Here is a 16,952-nt window from a genome sequence, read left to right as displayed (position 1 = left end):
AGGTTCAGCACAGTCCGGGTGTCAGCCGCAGCACCGTCCCCTCCCCGTTCGCGGACAACAGCAGCGCCCCGTCCGCCGCGACGGCCAACCCGGCGAACCGGCGCGCCATGCCCGGCATGCCGTTCGCGAACAGGGCCGGTTCGGTGCGCGGCACGACCCCGGCCGGCGCCCCGACCGGCAGGTCCTCCGCATCGGTCCGGCGCTCCCCCGTCGTCAGGGACACCGCAAGCAGCCGACGCCGCCCGGTCTCCACCGTGAACAACTCCTCGCCGTGGACCGCGAGCCCCTGCGGCGCGTCCAGCCCGTCCACCAGGACCGTCGGAGGCCCGTCCACCTCGACCCGCAGCACCGCGCCGAGCCGCTCGTCGCTGACGTAACAGCGCCCCTCGGCGTCGAAGGCCACGTCCACGGGCTGCTGGAGCCCGTCGGCGAGCACGGTGAGCACATCGCGCTCATCGACGGCCACGACCCGCCCCGCGTCCGACTCGGCGACGACCAGCGAGCCGTTGGGCGCCACCGCGATGCCGAGCGGCCGCCGCAGCCCGCCGGCCCGTTCCCGCGTGGTCCCGGCCCCGGGGTCGTACGTCTGGACCTGCCCGAACTGCGAGGTGGTGTGCAGCAGTCCACCGTCGGCGGCGATGCCGTGCGAGAAGGGCTGCAGGGAGTGCGTGGTGACGCCGCCCTCCGGCGAGGGCTCGGGGCTCGCTACCCGGTAGTGGTCGGCGGCGTACACCTTGCCGCCGAGGTCGACGGTCACACCGTACGGCCCGTCGAGTCCACGCGGCACGATCTCGCGGGTGCGCCCGTCGGGGTGCATCTCGGTGACACCGCCGCTTGCATAGCTGGAGACGAACATGCGGTTCTCGGCGTCGAAGGCCGCGTTGTCCAGCCCGACGACGCCGCTGGTGACCAGGGTTCGTGAGCCGCTGCCGTGCAGGTCGATGCGGGTGACGATGCCCTCGGGCCCGCGGGACAGCACATGCAGCACCCCGCCCTGGTCGAACCGTACGGCGACCGGCTGATGGACGTCGTCGGCGACCACCTCGGGCTCGCCCCCGTCCGGCGGGATCCGCCAGACCTGGCCGGTGAGCAGGGGGTTCGGGCCACTCATCATGTGCGGGTAGTAGAGGTGGCCGTCGGGGCCGAGCTGCATGGCGTTTCCGAGGGCGAGCCCTTCGGTGAGGACGACCGCCTCGCCGCCGTCGGGGAAGAGCTCCAACAGCCGGCCACCCGGCCTCATCTCGTTCACGAAAAGCCGGTCGCCGACGCAGGTGATGCCGTTGGGGTTGGCGACATCCCCGGAGACGAGCGTGTACTCCCCTTCCGGACTACGCCGCCACACCCGCCCCGGCACCAGGTCGGCGATGTACATCGAGCCGTCGGCGCCGAAGGCGAGGTCGTCCGGCGCCTGCACCGGACTGTCCATCGGTACGACCACCTCGACGTCCCCGGTCGCCGGATCGACGGCGCTGATCTGCCCGGCGAGGAACTGGGCGACGTACAGCCGCCCGTCGGGCCCGAAGGCGACGCCGTTGGACCCCCACAGGCGACTGGGCGGGTTGAGCCGCTCGGCGGCCCAGCGGACGCTGGTGGTGATGGGCCGGTCGCCGCTCGGGGCGTACCTGCTCGGCTCCACGGCGCTCATGTCCCGCTGCCCTCGACGAGCACCTCACGCATGCCGCCGTCCGCCCGCCACCGCCGCAGCAGCTCGTGAAAGGCGACCGACCCGTCGCCGTACGCCTCGCTGCGCTCTCTCGGCCGCCCCTCGTTGTTGTAGTAGCCGGGAGTGCACTCGGCCTGGAACTTGTGCAGGTCGGCGGCCTTCTGACGAATCGTCGCCACCCAGGCGGCCTGTGCCTCGGCGGTCGGCTCCACGCAGCGGACCTGCCGCTTGCGCGCCTGAGCCACGATCTCGGCGACATGCGTGGCCTGTTCGTCGAGGATGTGGACGTAGTTGACGGAGGCGGCGTTCTGCATCGAGCCGAGCAGGAAGAGGTTGGGAAAGCCACGGGTGGTGAACCCGTGCAGTGTTCTGGGCCCCTGCGTCATCCAGGTCTCCAGCAGCCCGGCGCCACCCCGGCCGTATACCGGCAGCTTGCCGGACAGCACTCCCGACCTGCCGACGTCGAACCCGGTCGCGAAGACGATGCAGTCGACCTCGTACGCGGTGTCGCCGACCACGACGGCGTTCTCGGTGATCCGCTCGACGCCGTGGGTGTCGGCGGTGTCGACGAGGGTGACGTTGGACCGGTTGAAGGTCTGGAGGTAGTGGTCGCTGAAGGTGGGCCGCTTGCACATGTAGCGGTACCAGGGCTTGAGCTTCTCGGCGGTCTCCGGGTCCTCGACGATGCCCTCGACGCGGGCGCGCAGCTCGTTCATCTTCTGGAAGTCGGCGATTTCGTAGGCGAGTTCACGCCGCTCGGCCGGAACGTCCGCGTAGGCGTTGGTCGGGATGAGCTTCTCCTGAAGCCGGGCGGTACTGGTCCAGGCGTCGTTCACCAGGTCTGCCTCTTCCCTGCTGCCGGTGACGACCTTGAGGAAGTTCTCCATGCGCTGCCGCTGCCAGCCCGGCTGGAGGGCCGCGGCCCACTCGGGGTCCGTGGGCCGGTTGCCGCGTACGTCGACGGAGGAGGGCGTGCGCTGGAACACGTACAGCTGCCGTGCGTCCTGTCCCAGGTGCGGCACGACCTGGATGGCGGTGGCGCCGGTGCCGATGAGGGCGACGCGCTTGTCGGCGAGCCCCGTCAGCCGGCCGCTCGCGTCGCCACCGGTGTAGTCGTAGTCCCAGCGGCTGGTGTGGAAGGTGTGCCCACGGAAAGTCTCGATGCCGGGGATGCCGGGCAGCTTGGCCTGACTGAGGGTGCCGCTGGAGACGACGACGTACCGCGCCCGGATCTCATCGCCGCGATCGGTGCCGACGACCCACTCGGACTCACCTCCATCCTCACCTTCATCCCACCGCAGTTCAGTGACCTGGGTCTGGAAGCAGGCCTGCTCATAGAGGCCGAAGCGCCTGGCGACGGCGCGCGCGTGCTGCCGGATCTCCTCGCCGGGCGAGTACTTCCACGCCGGGACATAGCCCAGCTCTTCGAGCAACGGCAGATAGACGTACGACTCGATGTCGCAGTGGATGCCCGGGTACCGGTTCCAGTACCAGGTCCCGCCGAAGTCCCCGCCCTTCTCGACGATCCGGATCTCCTGCACACCCGCCTGCCGCAACCGCGCCCCGGCGAGCAGCCCACCGAACCCGCCGCCGACGACGAGGGCCTCGACGCGATCGCGCAGCGGCTCGCGGGTGAAGTCGGGGTCGGCGTACGGGTCTTCGTCGTACGCACCGAACTCACCGGCGAGGTGCCGGTACTGCCCGCTCCCGTCGGGTCGAATCCGACGGTCGCGCTCGGCGCGGTACTTGGCGCGCAGGGCGTCGGGGTCGAAGTCCAGGTCCATCACGTGCGGGTCCAGGTCCTGCGGCTCGGGCGTGGGTGCGGCCATGGGCTCGGGCATGGGCGCGGACATCGGCGCTCTCCTCGGTCGTGGGGGCCGGCTGCGGGGGCGCCGGGACAGGGGAAGTCGGGGTCAGTGAAGCGAACTGGGCTGACAGGTCCCAGACATATCCCGGACACTTGATCCATGTGACCCAGAGCACACCACGGGCAGCCTTACGGCTGTACGGACCGGCCCAGCCAGTAGCCGAAGCCGCGCCGGGTGTGGATCAGCGCGATCTGCTCCCGCTCCCCGTTCACCTTGCGCCGCAGCCGCGACACGAGCCGCTCGACCGCACCGTCGGTCGGCGGGTCGTCCCAGACATGCCGGCCGATCTGCTCCTTGGACAACACGCGCTCGGCGTTCACGAGCAGGCAGCGCAGCAGCCGGTACTCGGCGGGCGTGAGCTCGATGGTGCGCTCACCGCGGCGGGCTCGGCGGGTGGCGTCGTCGAGTACGAGGTCGCCGTGGCGCAGGGCGCCGTCCCAGCGGGCCGGCTCCTCGCGGTGCACCAACTGCCGTGCCCGAGCCAGGACTTCGGCCACTCGGCCTGGTCCCCCGCCAGGCTGTCCGTCCGCCGCGCCGGGGCCGCCCCCGGGCATGCTGCCCAGGAACTCGCCCGCTCCGGTGAGCAGCAGGACCGCGGGGCGATCGGGGGCGAGGAGGCGGCGGCTGTCCCTGAGCGCCTCGGTGTCGGGCAGGGTCACATCGAGGATGACCAGACCGAAGCAGCCTTCGGTGAGCAGAACGTGGGCCTCGGTGGCACGGTCCACCACGACGGTCCGGTGACCGGCGAGCTCCAGCATCGCCGCGAGCGGCTCGGACGTACGGGGGTCGCCGACGACGAGCAGGACATCCGGTATCGCCGGTACCGCGTCGGTCGACGGCGGCTTCGGCATACGGCCACTCTACCTGCGGGTTGCCTGAGGCAAGTAAGTGCCGAACAGGCCGCGTCGGGCGTCTCACGTCCAGGGCGTGGCGACGAGCCGGATCCGCGCGTCGCCCACGACGAGCGAGGCCGCCGTGTCGGCCGGCGGGATGTGGGCGGCCCGGGGGGCCTCGTCGACACGCGGCTCTCCGGCGACGACCCCCTGTCCGGCGACGGCCCGCTGACCAGTAACAGCGCGGACTCGATGACCGCCGCCCCCTCCACAACCGCGGATACTCGGCGGTAATGTCGCCCCCCCGCCGGACGGCACGAGACCGGTGAGGTGAGAGCGAAGGGGCCCTCATGGCGACGGACACGCCTGCGAACATAACCGCAGGGACACCTGCGGAGATGCGCGCCGCCGACGACCGTTGGCAGCGCATGTGGAACCACCGTGAGCAGCTGCTCAGGGTGGCCCGGCGCAGGTCGATGAGCGCGGAGGACGCCGAAGACGCGGTGCACGAGGCGATGCTGCGGGCCGCCGAGCGTCCCGACCTGGACGACGAGAGGCTCGCCGCATGGCTGACGACGGTCACGATGCGCCTGTGCGTCGACCGCTACCGGCAGGTGAACCGGGAGGCCGAGGTGCGCACCAGCCCGACCCTCATCGCCCCCGGCCCGGTGCCCGTCGAGGAAGCGGTGTGCGACCGGGCCGAGGCGAAGTGGCTGGCGGTCCGCAGTGGTGAGCTGCCCGCTCGGCAGGCCGAGGCGCTGCGGCTGAAGTCGGAGGACCTCGACGTAGGCCAGGTCGCCGTCCGCATGGGGCTGAGTTACCGGACCGTCGAATCGCTGCTGGCCCGGGCTCGGCGGACGCTGCGGCAGTCGCTGGCCGCGACGCTCGGGTACGCGCTGTTCCTGATCGGGTGGGGGCGGCCGCGCGGCGGCGGCAAGGTGCAGGCCGTGACGGCGGCTTCGACGGCGGCGACGCTGGCGGTGGCGGGGTTCGTGCTGCCGTACACGCTCGACGGGGGCGACGGTGAGGGCGTAACGGGTCCGCGGGCCACGGTTGCTTCGCCGGGTCTGGAGGCGTTGCGGCCGGACAGCAGCACTGGGGGCAGGGCTCCTCAGGGGAACCGGCCCACGGCCTCGGCGGCCGAACCGGAGGCGGCCGGGTCGCCGTCGGCGGAATCGTTCCGGCCGCTGTCCGTGCCGTCGCTGCCGGAAGTGGCGGTGCCGAAGGTCTCGGTGACCCCGCTGCCAGTGCTGCCCGCGCCTGAGGTGCCACGTGTGCCCGAGGTGCCGGAACTGCCCCAGTCCCCGGAACTGCCCGAGACCCCTGACCTGCCGGTCGAGCCCTCCGCCGCGCCGTCCGCGTCGCTCCCTCTCCCCACGGCGCCGCCTCAGCCGTAACTCCGGCCGGACAGTCGTAGATCCACCCGAACACCCCGCCCCGAATCCCGCTCGAAAAAAATCCACCACCCGAGCGACGGACGCCCCGCCCCTCCCCGTAGAGCAGATGTCAGAGCTGCTCCAGGGGCCGAAGGGTGGACCGGATGGGTGTCGAGATCTGTGTGGAAGGGCTGACCAAGTCCTTCGGTCACCAGGTCATCTGGCAGGACGTCTCACTGACGCTGCCCGCCGGGGAGGTCTCGGTCATGCTCGGCCCCTCGGGCACGGGCAAGTCGGTGTTTCTCAAGACGCTCGTCGGACTGCTGAAGCCGGAGCGTGGCTCGATCACGATCCAGGGCCGGGACATCACGCGGCTCCGCGAGCACGACCTGTACGAGGTGCGCAAGCTCTTCGGCGTGCTGTTCCAGGACGGCGCGCTGTTCGGCTCGATGAACCTGTACGACAACATCGCCTTCCCCTTGCGCGAGCACACCCGTAAGTCCGAGAGCGAGATCCGGCGGATCGTGCTGGAGAAGATGGACATGGTCGGGCTGATCGGCGCCGAGGGGAAGCTGCCCGGCGAGATCTCCGGCGGGATGCGGAAGAGGGCGGGACTGGCCCGGGCCCTGGTGCTCGACCCGGAGATCATCCTCTTCGACGAGCCCGACTCGGGCCTCGACCCGGTTCGCGTGGCCTATCTCAACCAGCTCATCGTCGACCTCAACGCCCAGATCGACGCGACCTTCCTGATCGTCACGCACGACATCGCCTCCGCCCGCCAGGTGCCGGACAACATCGGGCTGCTGTTCCGCCGCGAACTGGTGATGTTCGGGCCGCGCGAGGATCTGCTGACCAGCGACGAGCCCGTCGTACGGCAGTTCCTGAACGGCCGCATGCAGGGCCCCATCGGCATGGCGGAGGAGAAGGACGCCGCCCAGGTCGAGCAGGAGCTGGCCGCGCTCGGCGACGACGGCAAGGGCACACAGTCTCCCGGCAGTCAGGCCATGACTCCCCGCCTGCTGCCGGGGCCGGATATCCCCCGGCCACCCCGCTGGGAGGCCATCGCCCGGCGCGAGGCCGCGCTGCACCAGAAGACGGTGGTCGGCGCATGAGCCTTTCACCGATCGGAGCGCTGCGGCACTCGGGCAGCCTGTTCGCGATGGCGCTGGACGTCGTCCGGACTGTGCCTCGACGGCCCTTCCAGGCACGGGAGTTCATCCAGCAGGCGTGGTTCGTCGCGAGCGTGACGATCCTGCCGACGGCCCTGGTCTCCATCCCCTTCGGCGCGGTCATCGCGCTGCAGATCGGCAGCCTGACCCGGCAGCTCGGCGCCCAGTCCTTCTCGGGGGCCGCCTCCGTGCTGGCCGTGCTGCGGGAGGCCTCGCCGATCGTCACCGCGCTGCTCATCGCGGGCGCGGGCGGCACGGCGATTTGCGCGGACCTGGGTGCCCGGAAGATCCGGGACGAGATCGACGCGATGCAGGTTCTCGGCATCGACCCCATCCACCGCCTGGTCGTCCCCCGCGTGCTGGCGTCGATGGTCGTGGCCGTGCTGCTCAACGGCCTGGTGTCGGTGGTCGGCGTCGCGGGCGGCTACTTCTTCAACGTCGTCCTCCAGAACGGCACCCCGGGCGCCTACCTCGCCTCCTTCACCACCCTCGCCCAGCTCTCCGACCTGTGGGCGGCCGAGATCAAGGCACTCGTCTTCGGCGCGATCGCGGCGATCGTCGCCTCGTACAAGGGACTCACCGCGAAGGGCGGCCCGAAGGGCGTGGGCGACGCGGTGAACCAGTCGGTGGTGATCACCTTCATGTTGCTGTTCGTGACCAACTTCGTGATGACCGCCGTGTACTTCCAGGTCGTCCCGCAGAGGGGCTGAGAGGAGTTAACCGATGAGACTTCTCAACCGCCCCCTGCGCTCCCTCGAAGCGCTGGGCACCCAACTCTCCTTCTACGGACGCTCGTTGGTGTGGACCGGCCGCACCCTGCGCCGCTACAAGAAGGAGATCCTCCGGCTGCTGGCCGAGGTGAGCTTCGGCCGGGGCGCGCTGGCGGTGGTGGGCGGCACGGTCGGCGTGATCGCCTTCCTGTCCTTCTTCACCGGCACGGAGGTCGGCCTCCAGGGCTACGCGGCCCTCAACCAACTCGGCACCTCCAACTTCGTGGCGTTCCTCTCCGCGTACTTCAACACCCGGGAGATCGCCCCGCTGGTGGCCGGGCTCGCCCTGTCCGCGACCGTCGGCGCCGGGTTCACCGCCCAGCTGGGCGCGATGCGGATCAGCGAGGAGACCGACGCGCTCGAAGTGATGGGCGTGCCCTCGCTGCCGTTCCTGGTGACGACGAGGATGATCGCCGGGTTCGTCGCGGTGATCCCGCTGTACGTGGTCGGCCTGCTGTCCTCGTACCTCGCCGCCCGCACCATCACCACCGGCTACTACGGGCAGTCGGCCGGCACCTACGACCACTACTTCCAGCAGTACCTGCCCCCGGTCGACGTGCTGTGGTCCTTCGGGAAGGTGCTCGTCTTCGCCGTGCTGATCATCCTGGTCCACTGCTTCTACGGCTACTACGCGAGCGGCGGCCCGGCGGGCGTCGGCGTGGCGGTGGGCCATGCGGTGCGGACCTCGATCGTGGCGATCAACGTTCTTGACTTCTTCCTGTCGCTGGCGATCTGGGGCGCCAACACGACCGTGCGGATAGCGGGGTGAGCCGGGTGAGCCGCCCGATGAGGGTGCCGAGAGTGCTGAGGCTGAGGTTGTACGGCGTCGTCTTCCTCGCCGTACTCGCCTTGCTGCTGTCGTTGTCCGTGGCCGTCTACCGGCAGGTGTTCACGCCGGTCGTCCGGATCACCTTGGAGGCCGACAGCCTCGGCAACCAGCTCGATCCGCGCGCCGACGTCAAGCTGCGCGGGCTGCTGGTCGGCGAGGTGCGCGAGGTGCGGGCCGACGGGACGAAGGCGACGCTCGACATCGCGCTCAAGCCGGAGCACGTCGAGTACATCCCGTCCGATGTCCACGCACGGCTGCTGCCCAAGACCCTGTTCGGCGAGAAGTACGTCGACCTGGTGCCGCCCGCCGGCTCCGCCGCCCGCCCGATCCGGGCCGGTGACGTCATCACCCAGGACCGCACCCGGGTCGGCATCGAAGTGCAGCAGCTCATGAACGACCTGCTGCCCCTGCTGCGAACCGTCCAGCCCGGCAAGCTCAACGCCACCCTCTCCGCGTTCGCAACCGCCCTCGAAGGCCGCGGCGACCGGATCGGCGACAACCTCACACGCCTGGAGGCCTACCTGCGCCGCCTCAACCCCCATCTGCCGTCCCTCACCGAGGACATCGCCCGCTTCGCCGAGGTCGCCGAGATATACGGCGACGCGGCGCCCGACCTGATGGAGATCCTGCGCAACACCGTCACCACCAGCCGCACGATCGTCGAGCAGAAGGACCGGCTGGCAGCGGCATTGCAGACCACGGCGACCGTCGCGGGCACGGCGCAGGACTTCCTCGACGCGAACGGCGACCGGCTCATCACCCTCGGCCAGGTCTCCCGCCCGACGCTGGAGCTGTTCGCCCGCTACTCCCCCGAGTACCCGTGTCTGCTGGCCGGTCTGGTCCGGCAGGAGAAGGCCTCGGAGGAGGCGTTCCGGGGCGGCACGATGCACATCACGCTGGAGGCCGTACGGCCGCAGGGGGCCTACGAACCGGGCGAGGAGCCGCGTTACGGCGAGCGGTCGGGGCCCGACTGCCGTGATCTGCCGAGTCCGCCGGTACCGGCTCCCGGGGCCCACCTCGATGACGGCTCGAAGTCGGAGGGTTCCTCCTCGGGCGGCCCGCTCGGCGTGTCTGCCACGCGAGCCGAGCAGCGGGCCGTCGGCTCGCTCGTTGCGCCAGCGCTGGGGGTACCCGCCGACGCGGTGCCGCCGGTCGCGACGCTGCTGTTCGGGCCGTTGGCGCGCGGGACGGCGGTGAGTGTGGCGTGAGGACCACAGGCGCGCGGCAGACCGCTGCTCCTCTCATCAAGTTCAGCGTCTTCGCGCTGGTGACCATCCTGGCGACGGCCCTCCTCGCCGCCACCATCGTGAACATCTCCTTCACCCCGGAGCATCGCTATCGCGCGGTGTTCAGCGACGTCACCGGCCTGGAGGAGGGCGACGACATCCGCGTGGCCGGGGTGCGGGTCGGCGAGGTCGAGGGCATCCGGATCAAGGACCGGACACTGGCCGAGGTCACCTTCACGGTCGGCCAGGACCGGCCGCTGCTCACCAGCACGGGCGCGGTCATCCGGTACCGCAACCTGGTCGGGCAGCGGTACGTCGCGCTGACCGAGGGCACGGGCGACGGCACCCGGCTGCTGCGGCCCGGCGCGACGATCCCGCTGTCGCGCACACAACCGGCGTTGGACCTCAACGCCCTGCTGAACGGCTTCAAGCCGCTGTTCGCCGCGCTGAGCCCGAAGGACGTCAACCAGCTCGCCACCGAGATCATCAAGACCCTCCAGGGCGAGGGCGGCACCGTCAACAGCCTGCTGGTGCACACGGCGTCGCTCACCTCGACGCTGGCCGGCCGCGACCAGCTGATCGGCTCGGTGATCGACAACCTCAACACCGTGCTGAAGACGCTCGACAAACGCGGCACCCGCTTCTCCGGCCTGCTCAAGCAGCTGCGACGGGTCGTCTCGGGCCTGTCCGCCGACCGCAAGCCCATCGGGCAGTCGCTGGTGAACATCGGCGATCTGACCGAGGCCACCTCGGGGCTGCTGAAGGACGCGCGTCCGCCGCTGAAGGACGACATCGCCGAGCTGACCGAGCTCACCGGAACGCTGAACGACAACGACAAGACCGTGGAGGGCGTCCTGAAGCGGCTGCCGAACAAGCTCAACGAGCTGACCGGGACGGCGTCCTACGGCTCGTGGTTCAACTTCTACCTGTGCGACTTCGACGGGCGGATCGTACTGCCGAAGACGAAGTCGGCGTCACAGCAGGTGCTCACGCCTGATCTGCATGTGGCGAGGGCGAGGTGCGGGGCATGAACCGTAAGCAAGGTCCCGAGCCGCTGTTCAAGGTGCGGGTGGAGCCGCCGCGGCTGCCGAGGATACGTCTGCCGAAGGTACGGCTCGTGCCGCGCCGGAAGCCCCGCCCGCGCCCTCAGCCGCTGATCAAAGTGCGCGTCGAGCGGCCCAAGCTGCCGACGATACGAATCCGTCGCCCGCGCCTCACCCCGTTCCGCGAGCGCAACCCCGTCGCCATCGGAGCCGTCGGCCTCACCACCCTCGCCCTGCTGGCCGTGGCCGCGTTCAACGCCGACCGCCTGCCGGTGATCGGCGACGGCGAGACGTACAGCGCGGCCTTCGCCGAAGCGGGCGGGCTCAAGCCCGGTGACGAGGTGCGGGTCGCCGGGGTCAAGGTCGGCAAGGTCGAGGAGGTCGACCTGGACGGCGACCACGTCAAGGTCACCTTCAAGATCAAGGGCGAGCCGGGCTTCGGGACGGAGACCGGCGCGTCGATCCGGGTCAAGACGATCCTCGGCGCGAAGTACCTCGCACTGCACCCCAAGGGCGGAGGCCGGTTGGCGCCCGGCAGCGAGATACCGCTGAAGCGCACGATCCCCGCGTACGACGTCGTACAGGCATTCAGCGACCTCACCACGACATCGGAGAAGGTCGACACCGACCGCGTGGCGAAGGCCCTTGACACCATCTCGACGACCTTCGAGGACTCCCCCTCCGAGGTGCGGGCATCCCTCAAGGGCCTGTCACAGATCTCCCGGACGGTGGCCTCCCGCGACAAGGCGCTGCGCGAGCTGCTCGACCGCGCGAACGGCGTCACGGGCGTGCTGGCCGACCGATCCGACGACTTCACCGCCCTGGTGAAGGACGGCGACAAGCTGTTCAAGGAGATCAGCAAGCGGCGCGAGGCGATCCACAGACTGCTGAAGAGCTCCGCCGCGCTCGGCATCCAGCTCTCCGGCCTGGTCCAGGACAACGACAAGGAGATCGGGCCCGCGCTCAAGGGCCTGAACCGAGTGGTGACGATGCTCGAACGGAACCAATCCAGCCTGGACCGGAGCATCAAGCTCCTGGCGCCCTACGTACGGCTCTTCACCAACACCCTCGGCAACGGCCGCTGGTTCGACTCCTACGTCCAGAACCTGGTGGCGGCTCCGGTGGTGCCGCGGACGGGAGGGGCGCAGTGAACGTCCCTGTCAGGGTGAGACAGCGACTGGCCCTGCTCACCGCACTGTCCCTGATCGCCGCGCTCACGTACGTCCTGTGGCCGCGTCCCGAGCCGGTCCGCGTGACGGCGTACTTCCCGCGCACGGTCGGCATCTACCCCGGCTCGGACGTCCGCGTCCTGGGCGTACGGATCGGCGAGGTCAAGGAGATCACGCCGGAGGGCGGCCGGGTGCGGGTGGAGGTGGAGTACGAGGCGGATCGCAAGGTCCCGGCCGAGGCCCAGGCGGCGATCATCAACTCGTCGGTGGTCAGCGACCGTTACGTGCAGCTGCTGCCGGTGTACCGGGGCGGTCCGGTGCTGCGGGACGGGGACGAGATCCCCGAGTCGCGCACAGCCGTACCGGTCGAGCTGGACCGTGTCTTCGACAGCCTGCACACCACGGCCGAGGCGCTCGGCCCCGAGGGCGCCAACAAGGACGGCTCCCTGTCGCGGCTGCTGGGGGTGAGCGCGGACAACCTCGACGGCCAGGGCAAGAACCTCCACCAGACGGTCGAGGACCTCTCGAAGGCCGTCACGACCCTGTCCGACGGCCGCACGGACCTGTTCGGCACGATCCGCAACCTCCATGTCTTCACGGCGGCGCTGGCGGCCGACGACAAGAGCGTGCGGTCGTTCAACAACAGCCTGGCGAAGGTCGCCGCCCAACTCGCGGGCGAACGCAAGGACTTGGCGGCTGCGCTGCAGAACCTCGGGACGGCACTGGGCGACGTGTCCGGCTTCGTGAAGAGGAACAAGAAATCGCTGACCGCGAACGTGGAGGGTCTGAGCAAGGTGACCAAGGTGCTCGTCACCCAACGGGCCGCGCTGGAGGAGCTGTTGGAGGTGGCCCCGACCGGCATGTCGAACCTCAACAACGCCTACAACCCGTCGGCCGGCACCCTCGACACCCGCAACAACGCCGATCAGGCGCAGGATCCGGCTTCGCTGCTGTGCTCGGTGCTCAGGACGACGGGGGACGAGGGCGGAAAGAACCCGGACTGCGGGGAGTTGGAGGAGCTCTTCGACTCCCTGCCCGTGGTGCCGCAGGGCGGCGCGGCGGTCACGGGCACGGTCGACCGCACCCTGGGCGGAATCCTGGAGGCGAGTGCATGAGCGTGCTGCGCGTGAGCGTGCTGCGCAAGGGCGGGATGGCGGCCTGGGCGGCCGTCGGCTCGCTGCTCCTCTCCGGCTGCGAGTTCAACGGCTGGTACGACGTCCAGCTGCCCGGCGGAGCGGCCTCGGACGGCAACGCGTACCACGTCACCGTCGAGTTCCGTGACGTCCTCGACCTGGTACCGCAGTCGGCGGTGAAGGTCAACAACGTCACCGTGGGCGCGGTGGAGAAGGTGGAGCTGGACGGCTGGCACGCGCGCGCACGCCTCCGGGTCGCCGACTCGGTCAAGCTGCCCGCCAACGCGATCGCGGAGCTGCGGCAGACCAGCGTGCTCGGCGAGAAGTACGTGGCACTGTCCAGGCCGACGAACACCACACCGGTCGGACGCCTCGGCGACGGCGACGCGATCCCCCTGTCCCGCAGCGGCCGCAATCCGGAGATCGAGGAGGTGCTGTCCGCCCTGTCGGCACTGCTCAACGGCGGTGGAGTGGCGCAGCTCAAGACGATCACCGTGGAGCTGAACAAGGCGCTGGAGGGACGGGAGAACCGGGTCAAGTCGCTACTGAAGGAACTGAACACGTTCCTGGGCGGCCTGGACAAGCAGAAGGGCGACATCGTCCGGGCGCTGAAGGCCGTGGACCGACTCGCCAAGCGCCTCGGCAAGGAGAAGAAGACCATCGCCGAGGCGGTCGACACGATGCCTCCGGCCCTGAAGGTGCTGGCCGACCAGCGGCGGGATCTGACGAGGATGCTCACGGCGCTGTCGAAGCTGGGCCGAACGGGCACCAAGGTGGTCAACGCCTCGCACGACGACACGGTCGCCAACCTGAAGCAGCTCCGCCCGATCCTGCGACAGCTCAACAAGGCGGGTGACGACCTGCCCAACTCGCTCGAGCTGCTGACGACTTACCCGTTCCCGCGCAACGCAGTGGACGCCATCAAGGGGGACTACGTCAACCTGCACATCACGGCGGACATCGACCTGGCGGGGATCTACGGCAACTTGACGGAGAAGCCGGGCGGCAGTCGGGATGGCGACGGGGCACCCCAGGGACCCAAGCTCCCCGAGACCCCGGACCTCCCGGACGTACCGGATCTCCCGAGCCTGCCGACCGTCCCGACACCCACCGCGCTCCCGAGCACACCGCGCGTGCCGTCGTCCCCCTCGGCCCCTTCCGACGGCGGTGGCGACCCGCTGTGCCCGCCGGTGTGCACCAGCAGTTACGGCAGTTACGGCACCGGGGGCGACTGGCCGAAGGGGATCAACCTCGCACTGGCCGAGCTGATGCTGAAGGGAGTCCAGCCGTGATCACACGTACGGTCAAGGCCCAGCTGCTCGCCTTCACCACCATCACCGCCGTGGGGGTGTCGTACGTCGGCGCCGAGTACACGGGGCTGGTGGACGAGGTCCTGGACCGCGGCTACACGGTCCAGGCGGACTTCGCCGAGTCCGGGGGCATTTTCCCCGGCGCCGAGGTGACGTATCGCGGGGTGCCGGTGGGGAGGGTGGGCGCGCTGCACCTGACGGGTGCCGACGGCGTCTCGGTCGCCTTGGACATCGAGGACGGGGCACCGCGCATCCCGGCGAACACATTCGCCGTGGTGGCGAACCGCTCGGCGGTGGGCGAGCAGTACGTGGACCTGCAACCCCGCACCGCTCAGGGCCCGTATCTGCTCGACGGCAGCACGATCCCGCGCGAGAGCACACGCGTGCCGCTGCCGACGACGGACCTGATCCTCAGCCTGGACCGCCTGGTGAACTCGGTGGGCAAGGATGATCTGCGGGTCACGGTCGACGAGTTGGGCAAGGCGTTCGCAGGGACGGGCCCGAACCTCAGCCGTCTGGTGGACTCGGGCAACGAGCTGGTGGAGGCGGCGTCGGAGGCGCTGCCGGAAACGATCGCGCTCATCGAGGACTCACGGAAGGTACTGAAGACACAGGCCGACCAGGGCTCGTCGATCAAGTCGTTCGCAAGCGATCTGGCGGCGCTCACGGCGCAGTTGAAGGCGAGCGACGGGGACCTGCGCAGACTGATCGGCAACGCGAGGCCGGCGGCGCAGGAGGTGAACTCGCTGCTGAAGTCGGTGTCGCCGAAGCTCTCGATCCTGCTGGCGAACCTGATCAGCGGCGGCCAGGTGACGCTGGCGCGCCTGCCCGGCGTGGAACAGGCCCTGGTCACCTTCCCGGTGATGGTGGCGGGCAGCCACACGGTCGTACCCGGCGACGGCACCACCCACTTCGGCCTGGTGGTGAACGCCGACGATCCGCCGGCCTGCACCCAGGGCTACGGCACGGCGCGCCGAGACCCGGCGGACACCAGCACCCGCGAGGCGAACACGGACGCCCGTTGCACGCTGCCGCGGGGCAGCGAGTCGTCCGTACGGGGCGCCCAGAACGCCCCCGACGCGTCGGCCGCGTACGGCGGCGCCGACCAGGCGGCCTACGTCACCCCGTACGACCCGGAGACCGGCACCACCACCGGCCCGGACGGAAGAACCGTCGAGGTCGGCTCGACGGGCGGCCAGCAGGCCGCGTTCGGAAAGGAGTCGTGGCAATGGCTGCTAGTTGGCCCGATGGCATGAGAAGGGCACTGAACGGCATGGGCAGGACAGCGTCAGGGCGGGCGATGTCGGTGGCGTTGGCGACGGCAACGGTCGTGGTCACCGCCCTGACGATCTGGCTGGCCCTCGGCCTCTACGCACAACGCGAGGCGGACCAGCACCGCCAGGCCCTCCTGGCCGCGGCCCGCCAGTCAGCGCTGAACTTCACTTCCCTCGACTACCGGCACTACGACCGGGACAGCGCGAACGTCCTGGCAGGCGCGACGGGCGACTTCAAGAAACAGTTCGCGGCACAGACAGAGCAACTGACGCATCTCGTCGCGACGAACAAGTCCGTGTCCGAGGGCCAGGTCCTGGAGGCGGGCATCGTCCGCTCCGACGAGAACTCGGCCCGTGTCCTGGTGGTCGCCGACAGCAAGGTGACCAATACGGCTGCGCCCCAGGGAGAGGCGCGCACGTATCGCCTGCAACTGGACCTGGTCCACCGGGACGGCCGCTGGCTGACGTCCGACGTCGAGTTCGTCGGCTGACAAGCACCAACGAGGAGTACGACCATGTCGAAGACGACCACCGGCCGCGCCCCCGGTTCCGGCACCCGGCGCACTATGACGGCGGCCGCCCGTGCCGCGGCCAAGCGAGCGGAACGCGGTCACCGCGAACCGGCGGCCCCGGAGCCCACCGTCGCAGGACGCACCGTACTCATCGAGGCCCCGAAGAACGGCTGGGAGGACCCGCCCGAGCCGTCGCTGGAGGAGTTCGAGAAATTCGAGGATTTCGAGGAGAACGCGCCGGAGGACGAGGGGCAGCCCCATCGTCGCCGCCGGCTGCTCACCGCGGTGCTCGGCGCCCTACTGGTAGCAGGCCTGGTGGCGGTCGCGGCACTGGGATGGCAGTACTGGGACGGCCGCCAGACGGAAAGCGCCCGGGCCCAAGCCCTGACGGCGGCACGGAAGGCGGCACCGGTCGTCCTGTCGTACGACTACCGCCGCTTGGACAAGGACTTCGCGGCGGCCCGCACGCACCTGACCGGCGACTTCCGCGACGAGTACGGCAAGACCACGAAGACCGTGGTCGGCCCGACGGCCAAGAAGTACCGGGGCGTCGTGAAGGCAACGGTCGCCGCCCCCACCACCGGCGCCCCGTCCGCCTCCATCGTCTCGGCCTCCCCGGACAGGGTCGTGGTGCTGCTCTTCGTCAACCAGGTCACCGAGAGCACGCAGGTTTCGGGGGCTCGGGTGGATTTGAACCGGGTGCGGATGACGATGACGCGCACGGCGGACGGGTGGAAGGTGAGCGCGGTGGACGCGCTCTGACCCACGTCGACCGTG

Annotated in this window: 15 protein-coding genes; 12 read left to right on the top strand and 3 right to left on the bottom strand. The window is 70.1% G+C overall.

Annotation, left to right across the window (positions count from 1 at the left end):
• Positions 1-4: 4 nt before the first annotated feature.
• The 3 genes from OHT51_RS30105 to OHT51_RS30095 form a co-directional block, all read right to left on the bottom strand.
• Positions 5-1,645 carry a hypothetical protein gene (locus OHT51_RS30105; protein WP_328882047.1) on the bottom strand — a complete coding sequence of 547 codons (1,641 nt, stop codon included), beginning with the start codon at positions 1,643-1,645 and terminating at the stop codon, positions 5-7.
• The gene (locus OHT51_RS30100) at positions 1,642-3,492 is read right to left on the bottom strand and encodes a flavin-containing monooxygenase (RefSeq protein ID WP_328884490.1); all 1,851 of its coding nucleotides are present in this window, start codon (positions 3,490-3,492) and stop codon (positions 1,642-1,644) included. The genes OHT51_RS30105 and OHT51_RS30100 overlap by 4 nt, the downstream gene beginning before the upstream one ends.
• A 167-nt stretch (positions 3,493-3,659) precedes the next feature.
• On the bottom strand, positions 3,660-4,382 hold the full coding sequence (locus OHT51_RS30095; protein WP_328882046.1) for a response regulator transcription factor: 723 nt from the start codon (positions 4,380-4,382) through the stop codon (positions 3,660-3,662).
• Between the two features lie 380 nt (positions 4,383-4,762).
• Here OHT51_RS30095 and OHT51_RS30090 point away from each other — a divergent pair, with 380 nt between their 5' ends.
• The 12 genes from OHT51_RS30090 (at position 4,763) to OHT51_RS30035 (ending at position 16,937) form a co-directional block, all read left to right on the top strand.
• Complete coding sequence (locus OHT51_RS30090; RefSeq protein WP_328882045.1) at positions 4,763-5,761, top strand: RNA polymerase sigma factor; 999 nt, start codon at positions 4,763-4,765, stop codon at positions 5,759-5,761.
• A 143-nt stretch (positions 5,762-5,904) separates the two neighbouring features.
• On the top strand, positions 5,905-6,852 hold the full coding sequence (locus tag OHT51_RS30085; protein ID WP_328882044.1) for an ABC transporter ATP-binding protein: 948 nt from the start codon (positions 5,905-5,907) through the stop codon (positions 6,850-6,852).
• Entirely contained in the window at positions 6,849-7,619 is a 771-nt protein-coding gene (locus tag OHT51_RS30080; protein ID WP_328882043.1) for an MlaE family ABC transporter permease, read from the top strand. The genes OHT51_RS30085 and OHT51_RS30080 overlap by 4 nt, the downstream gene beginning before the upstream one ends.
• A 13-nt stretch (positions 7,620-7,632) precedes the next feature.
• The gene (locus OHT51_RS30075) at positions 7,633-8,448 is read left to right on the top strand and encodes an MlaE family ABC transporter permease (protein WP_328882042.1); all 816 of its coding nucleotides are present in this window, start codon (positions 7,633-7,635) and stop codon (positions 8,446-8,448) included.
• Between the two features lie 17 nt (positions 8,449-8,465).
• Positions 8,466-9,716 (top strand): MCE family protein, encoded by a 1,251-nt coding sequence (locus tag OHT51_RS30070; protein WP_328882041.1) that lies wholly within the window; start codon positions 8,466-8,468, stop codon positions 9,714-9,716.
• Positions 9,713-10,765 (top strand): MCE family protein, encoded by a 1,053-nt coding sequence (locus tag OHT51_RS30065; protein WP_328882040.1) that lies wholly within the window; start codon positions 9,713-9,715, stop codon positions 10,763-10,765. Before OHT51_RS30070 ends, OHT51_RS30065 begins: the two co-directional genes overlap by 4 nt.
• Positions 10,762-11,928, top strand: coding sequence for an MCE family protein (locus OHT51_RS30060; RefSeq protein WP_328882039.1), 1,167 nt, complete (start codon positions 10,762-10,764; stop codon positions 11,926-11,928). Before OHT51_RS30065 ends, OHT51_RS30060 begins: the two co-directional genes overlap by 4 nt.
• A gap of 26 nt (positions 11,929-11,954) precedes the next feature.
• A complete protein-coding gene (locus OHT51_RS30055; protein WP_328884489.1) occupies positions 11,955-13,061 on the top strand; it encodes an MCE family protein in 1,107 nt (368 codons plus the stop codon).
• Entirely contained in the window at positions 13,058-14,371 is a 1,314-nt protein-coding gene (locus OHT51_RS30050) for an MCE family protein (RefSeq protein ID WP_328882038.1), read from the top strand. Before OHT51_RS30055 ends, OHT51_RS30050 begins: the two co-directional genes overlap by 4 nt.
• Positions 14,368-15,645: an MlaD family protein gene (locus tag OHT51_RS30045; RefSeq protein ID WP_328882037.1), complete on the top strand. Its 1,278-nt coding sequence runs from the start codon at positions 14,368-14,370 to the stop codon at positions 15,643-15,645. The genes OHT51_RS30050 and OHT51_RS30045 overlap by 4 nt, the downstream gene beginning before the upstream one ends.
• A gap of 17 nt (positions 15,646-15,662) precedes the next feature.
• Complete coding sequence (locus tag OHT51_RS30040; protein ID WP_328882036.1) at positions 15,663-16,154, top strand: hypothetical protein; 492 nt, start codon at positions 15,663-15,665, stop codon at positions 16,152-16,154.
• Positions 16,155-16,178: 24 nt separating this feature from the next.
• A complete protein-coding gene (locus OHT51_RS30035; protein WP_328882035.1) occupies positions 16,179-16,937 on the top strand; it encodes a hypothetical protein in 759 nt (252 codons plus the stop codon).
• The last annotated feature ends 15 nt before the right edge of the window (positions 16,938-16,952 follow it).

The organism is Streptomyces sp. NBC_00299 (genome assembly GCF_036173045.1).
Lineage (GTDB): Bacteria > Actinomycetota > Actinomycetes > Streptomycetales > Streptomycetaceae > Streptomyces > Streptomyces machairae.
Note: the sequence above shows the minus strand (reverse complement) of the source record. Positions and strands in the feature narration are given on the sequence as shown.

What these genes read in the sequence shown, in the direction of transcription:
- OHT51_RS30105 (WP_328882047.1), bottom strand. Translation starts at nt 1,645, where the DNA reads ATGAGCGCCGTGGAGCCGAGCAGGTACGCCCCGAGCGGCGACCGGCCC.
- OHT51_RS30100 (WP_328884490.1), bottom strand. Translation starts at nt 3,492, where the DNA reads ATGGCCGCACCCACGCCCGAGCCGCAGGACCTGGACCCGCACGTGATG.
- OHT51_RS30095 (WP_328882046.1), bottom strand. Translation starts at nt 4,382, where the DNA reads ATGCCGAAGCCGCCGTCGACCGACGCGGTACCGGCGATACCGGATGTC.
- OHT51_RS30090 (WP_328882045.1), top strand. Translation starts at nt 4,763, where the DNA reads ATGCGCGCCGCCGACGACCGTTGGCAGCGCATGTGGAACCACCGTGAG.
- OHT51_RS30085 (WP_328882044.1), top strand. Translation starts at nt 5,905, where the DNA reads ATGGGTGTCGAGATCTGTGTGGAAGGGCTGACCAAGTCCTTCGGTCAC.
- OHT51_RS30080 (WP_328882043.1), top strand. Translation starts at nt 6,849, where the DNA reads ATGAGCCTTTCACCGATCGGAGCGCTGCGGCACTCGGGCAGCCTGTTC.
- OHT51_RS30075 (WP_328882042.1), top strand. Translation starts at nt 7,633, where the DNA reads ATGAGACTTCTCAACCGCCCCCTGCGCTCCCTCGAAGCGCTGGGCACC.
- OHT51_RS30070 (WP_328882041.1), top strand. Translation starts at nt 8,466, where the DNA reads ATGAGGGTGCCGAGAGTGCTGAGGCTGAGGTTGTACGGCGTCGTCTTC.
- OHT51_RS30060 (WP_328882039.1), top strand. Translation starts at nt 10,762, where the DNA reads ATGAACCGTAAGCAAGGTCCCGAGCCGCTGTTCAAGGTGCGGGTGGAG.
- OHT51_RS30050 (WP_328882038.1), top strand. Translation starts at nt 13,058, where the DNA reads ATGAGCGTGCTGCGCGTGAGCGTGCTGCGCAAGGGCGGGATGGCGGCC.
- OHT51_RS30040 (WP_328882036.1), top strand. Translation starts at nt 15,663, where the DNA reads ATGGGCAGGACAGCGTCAGGGCGGGCGATGTCGGTGGCGTTGGCGACG.
- OHT51_RS30035 (WP_328882035.1), top strand. Translation starts at nt 16,179, where the DNA reads ATGTCGAAGACGACCACCGGCCGCGCCCCCGGTTCCGGCACCCGGCGC.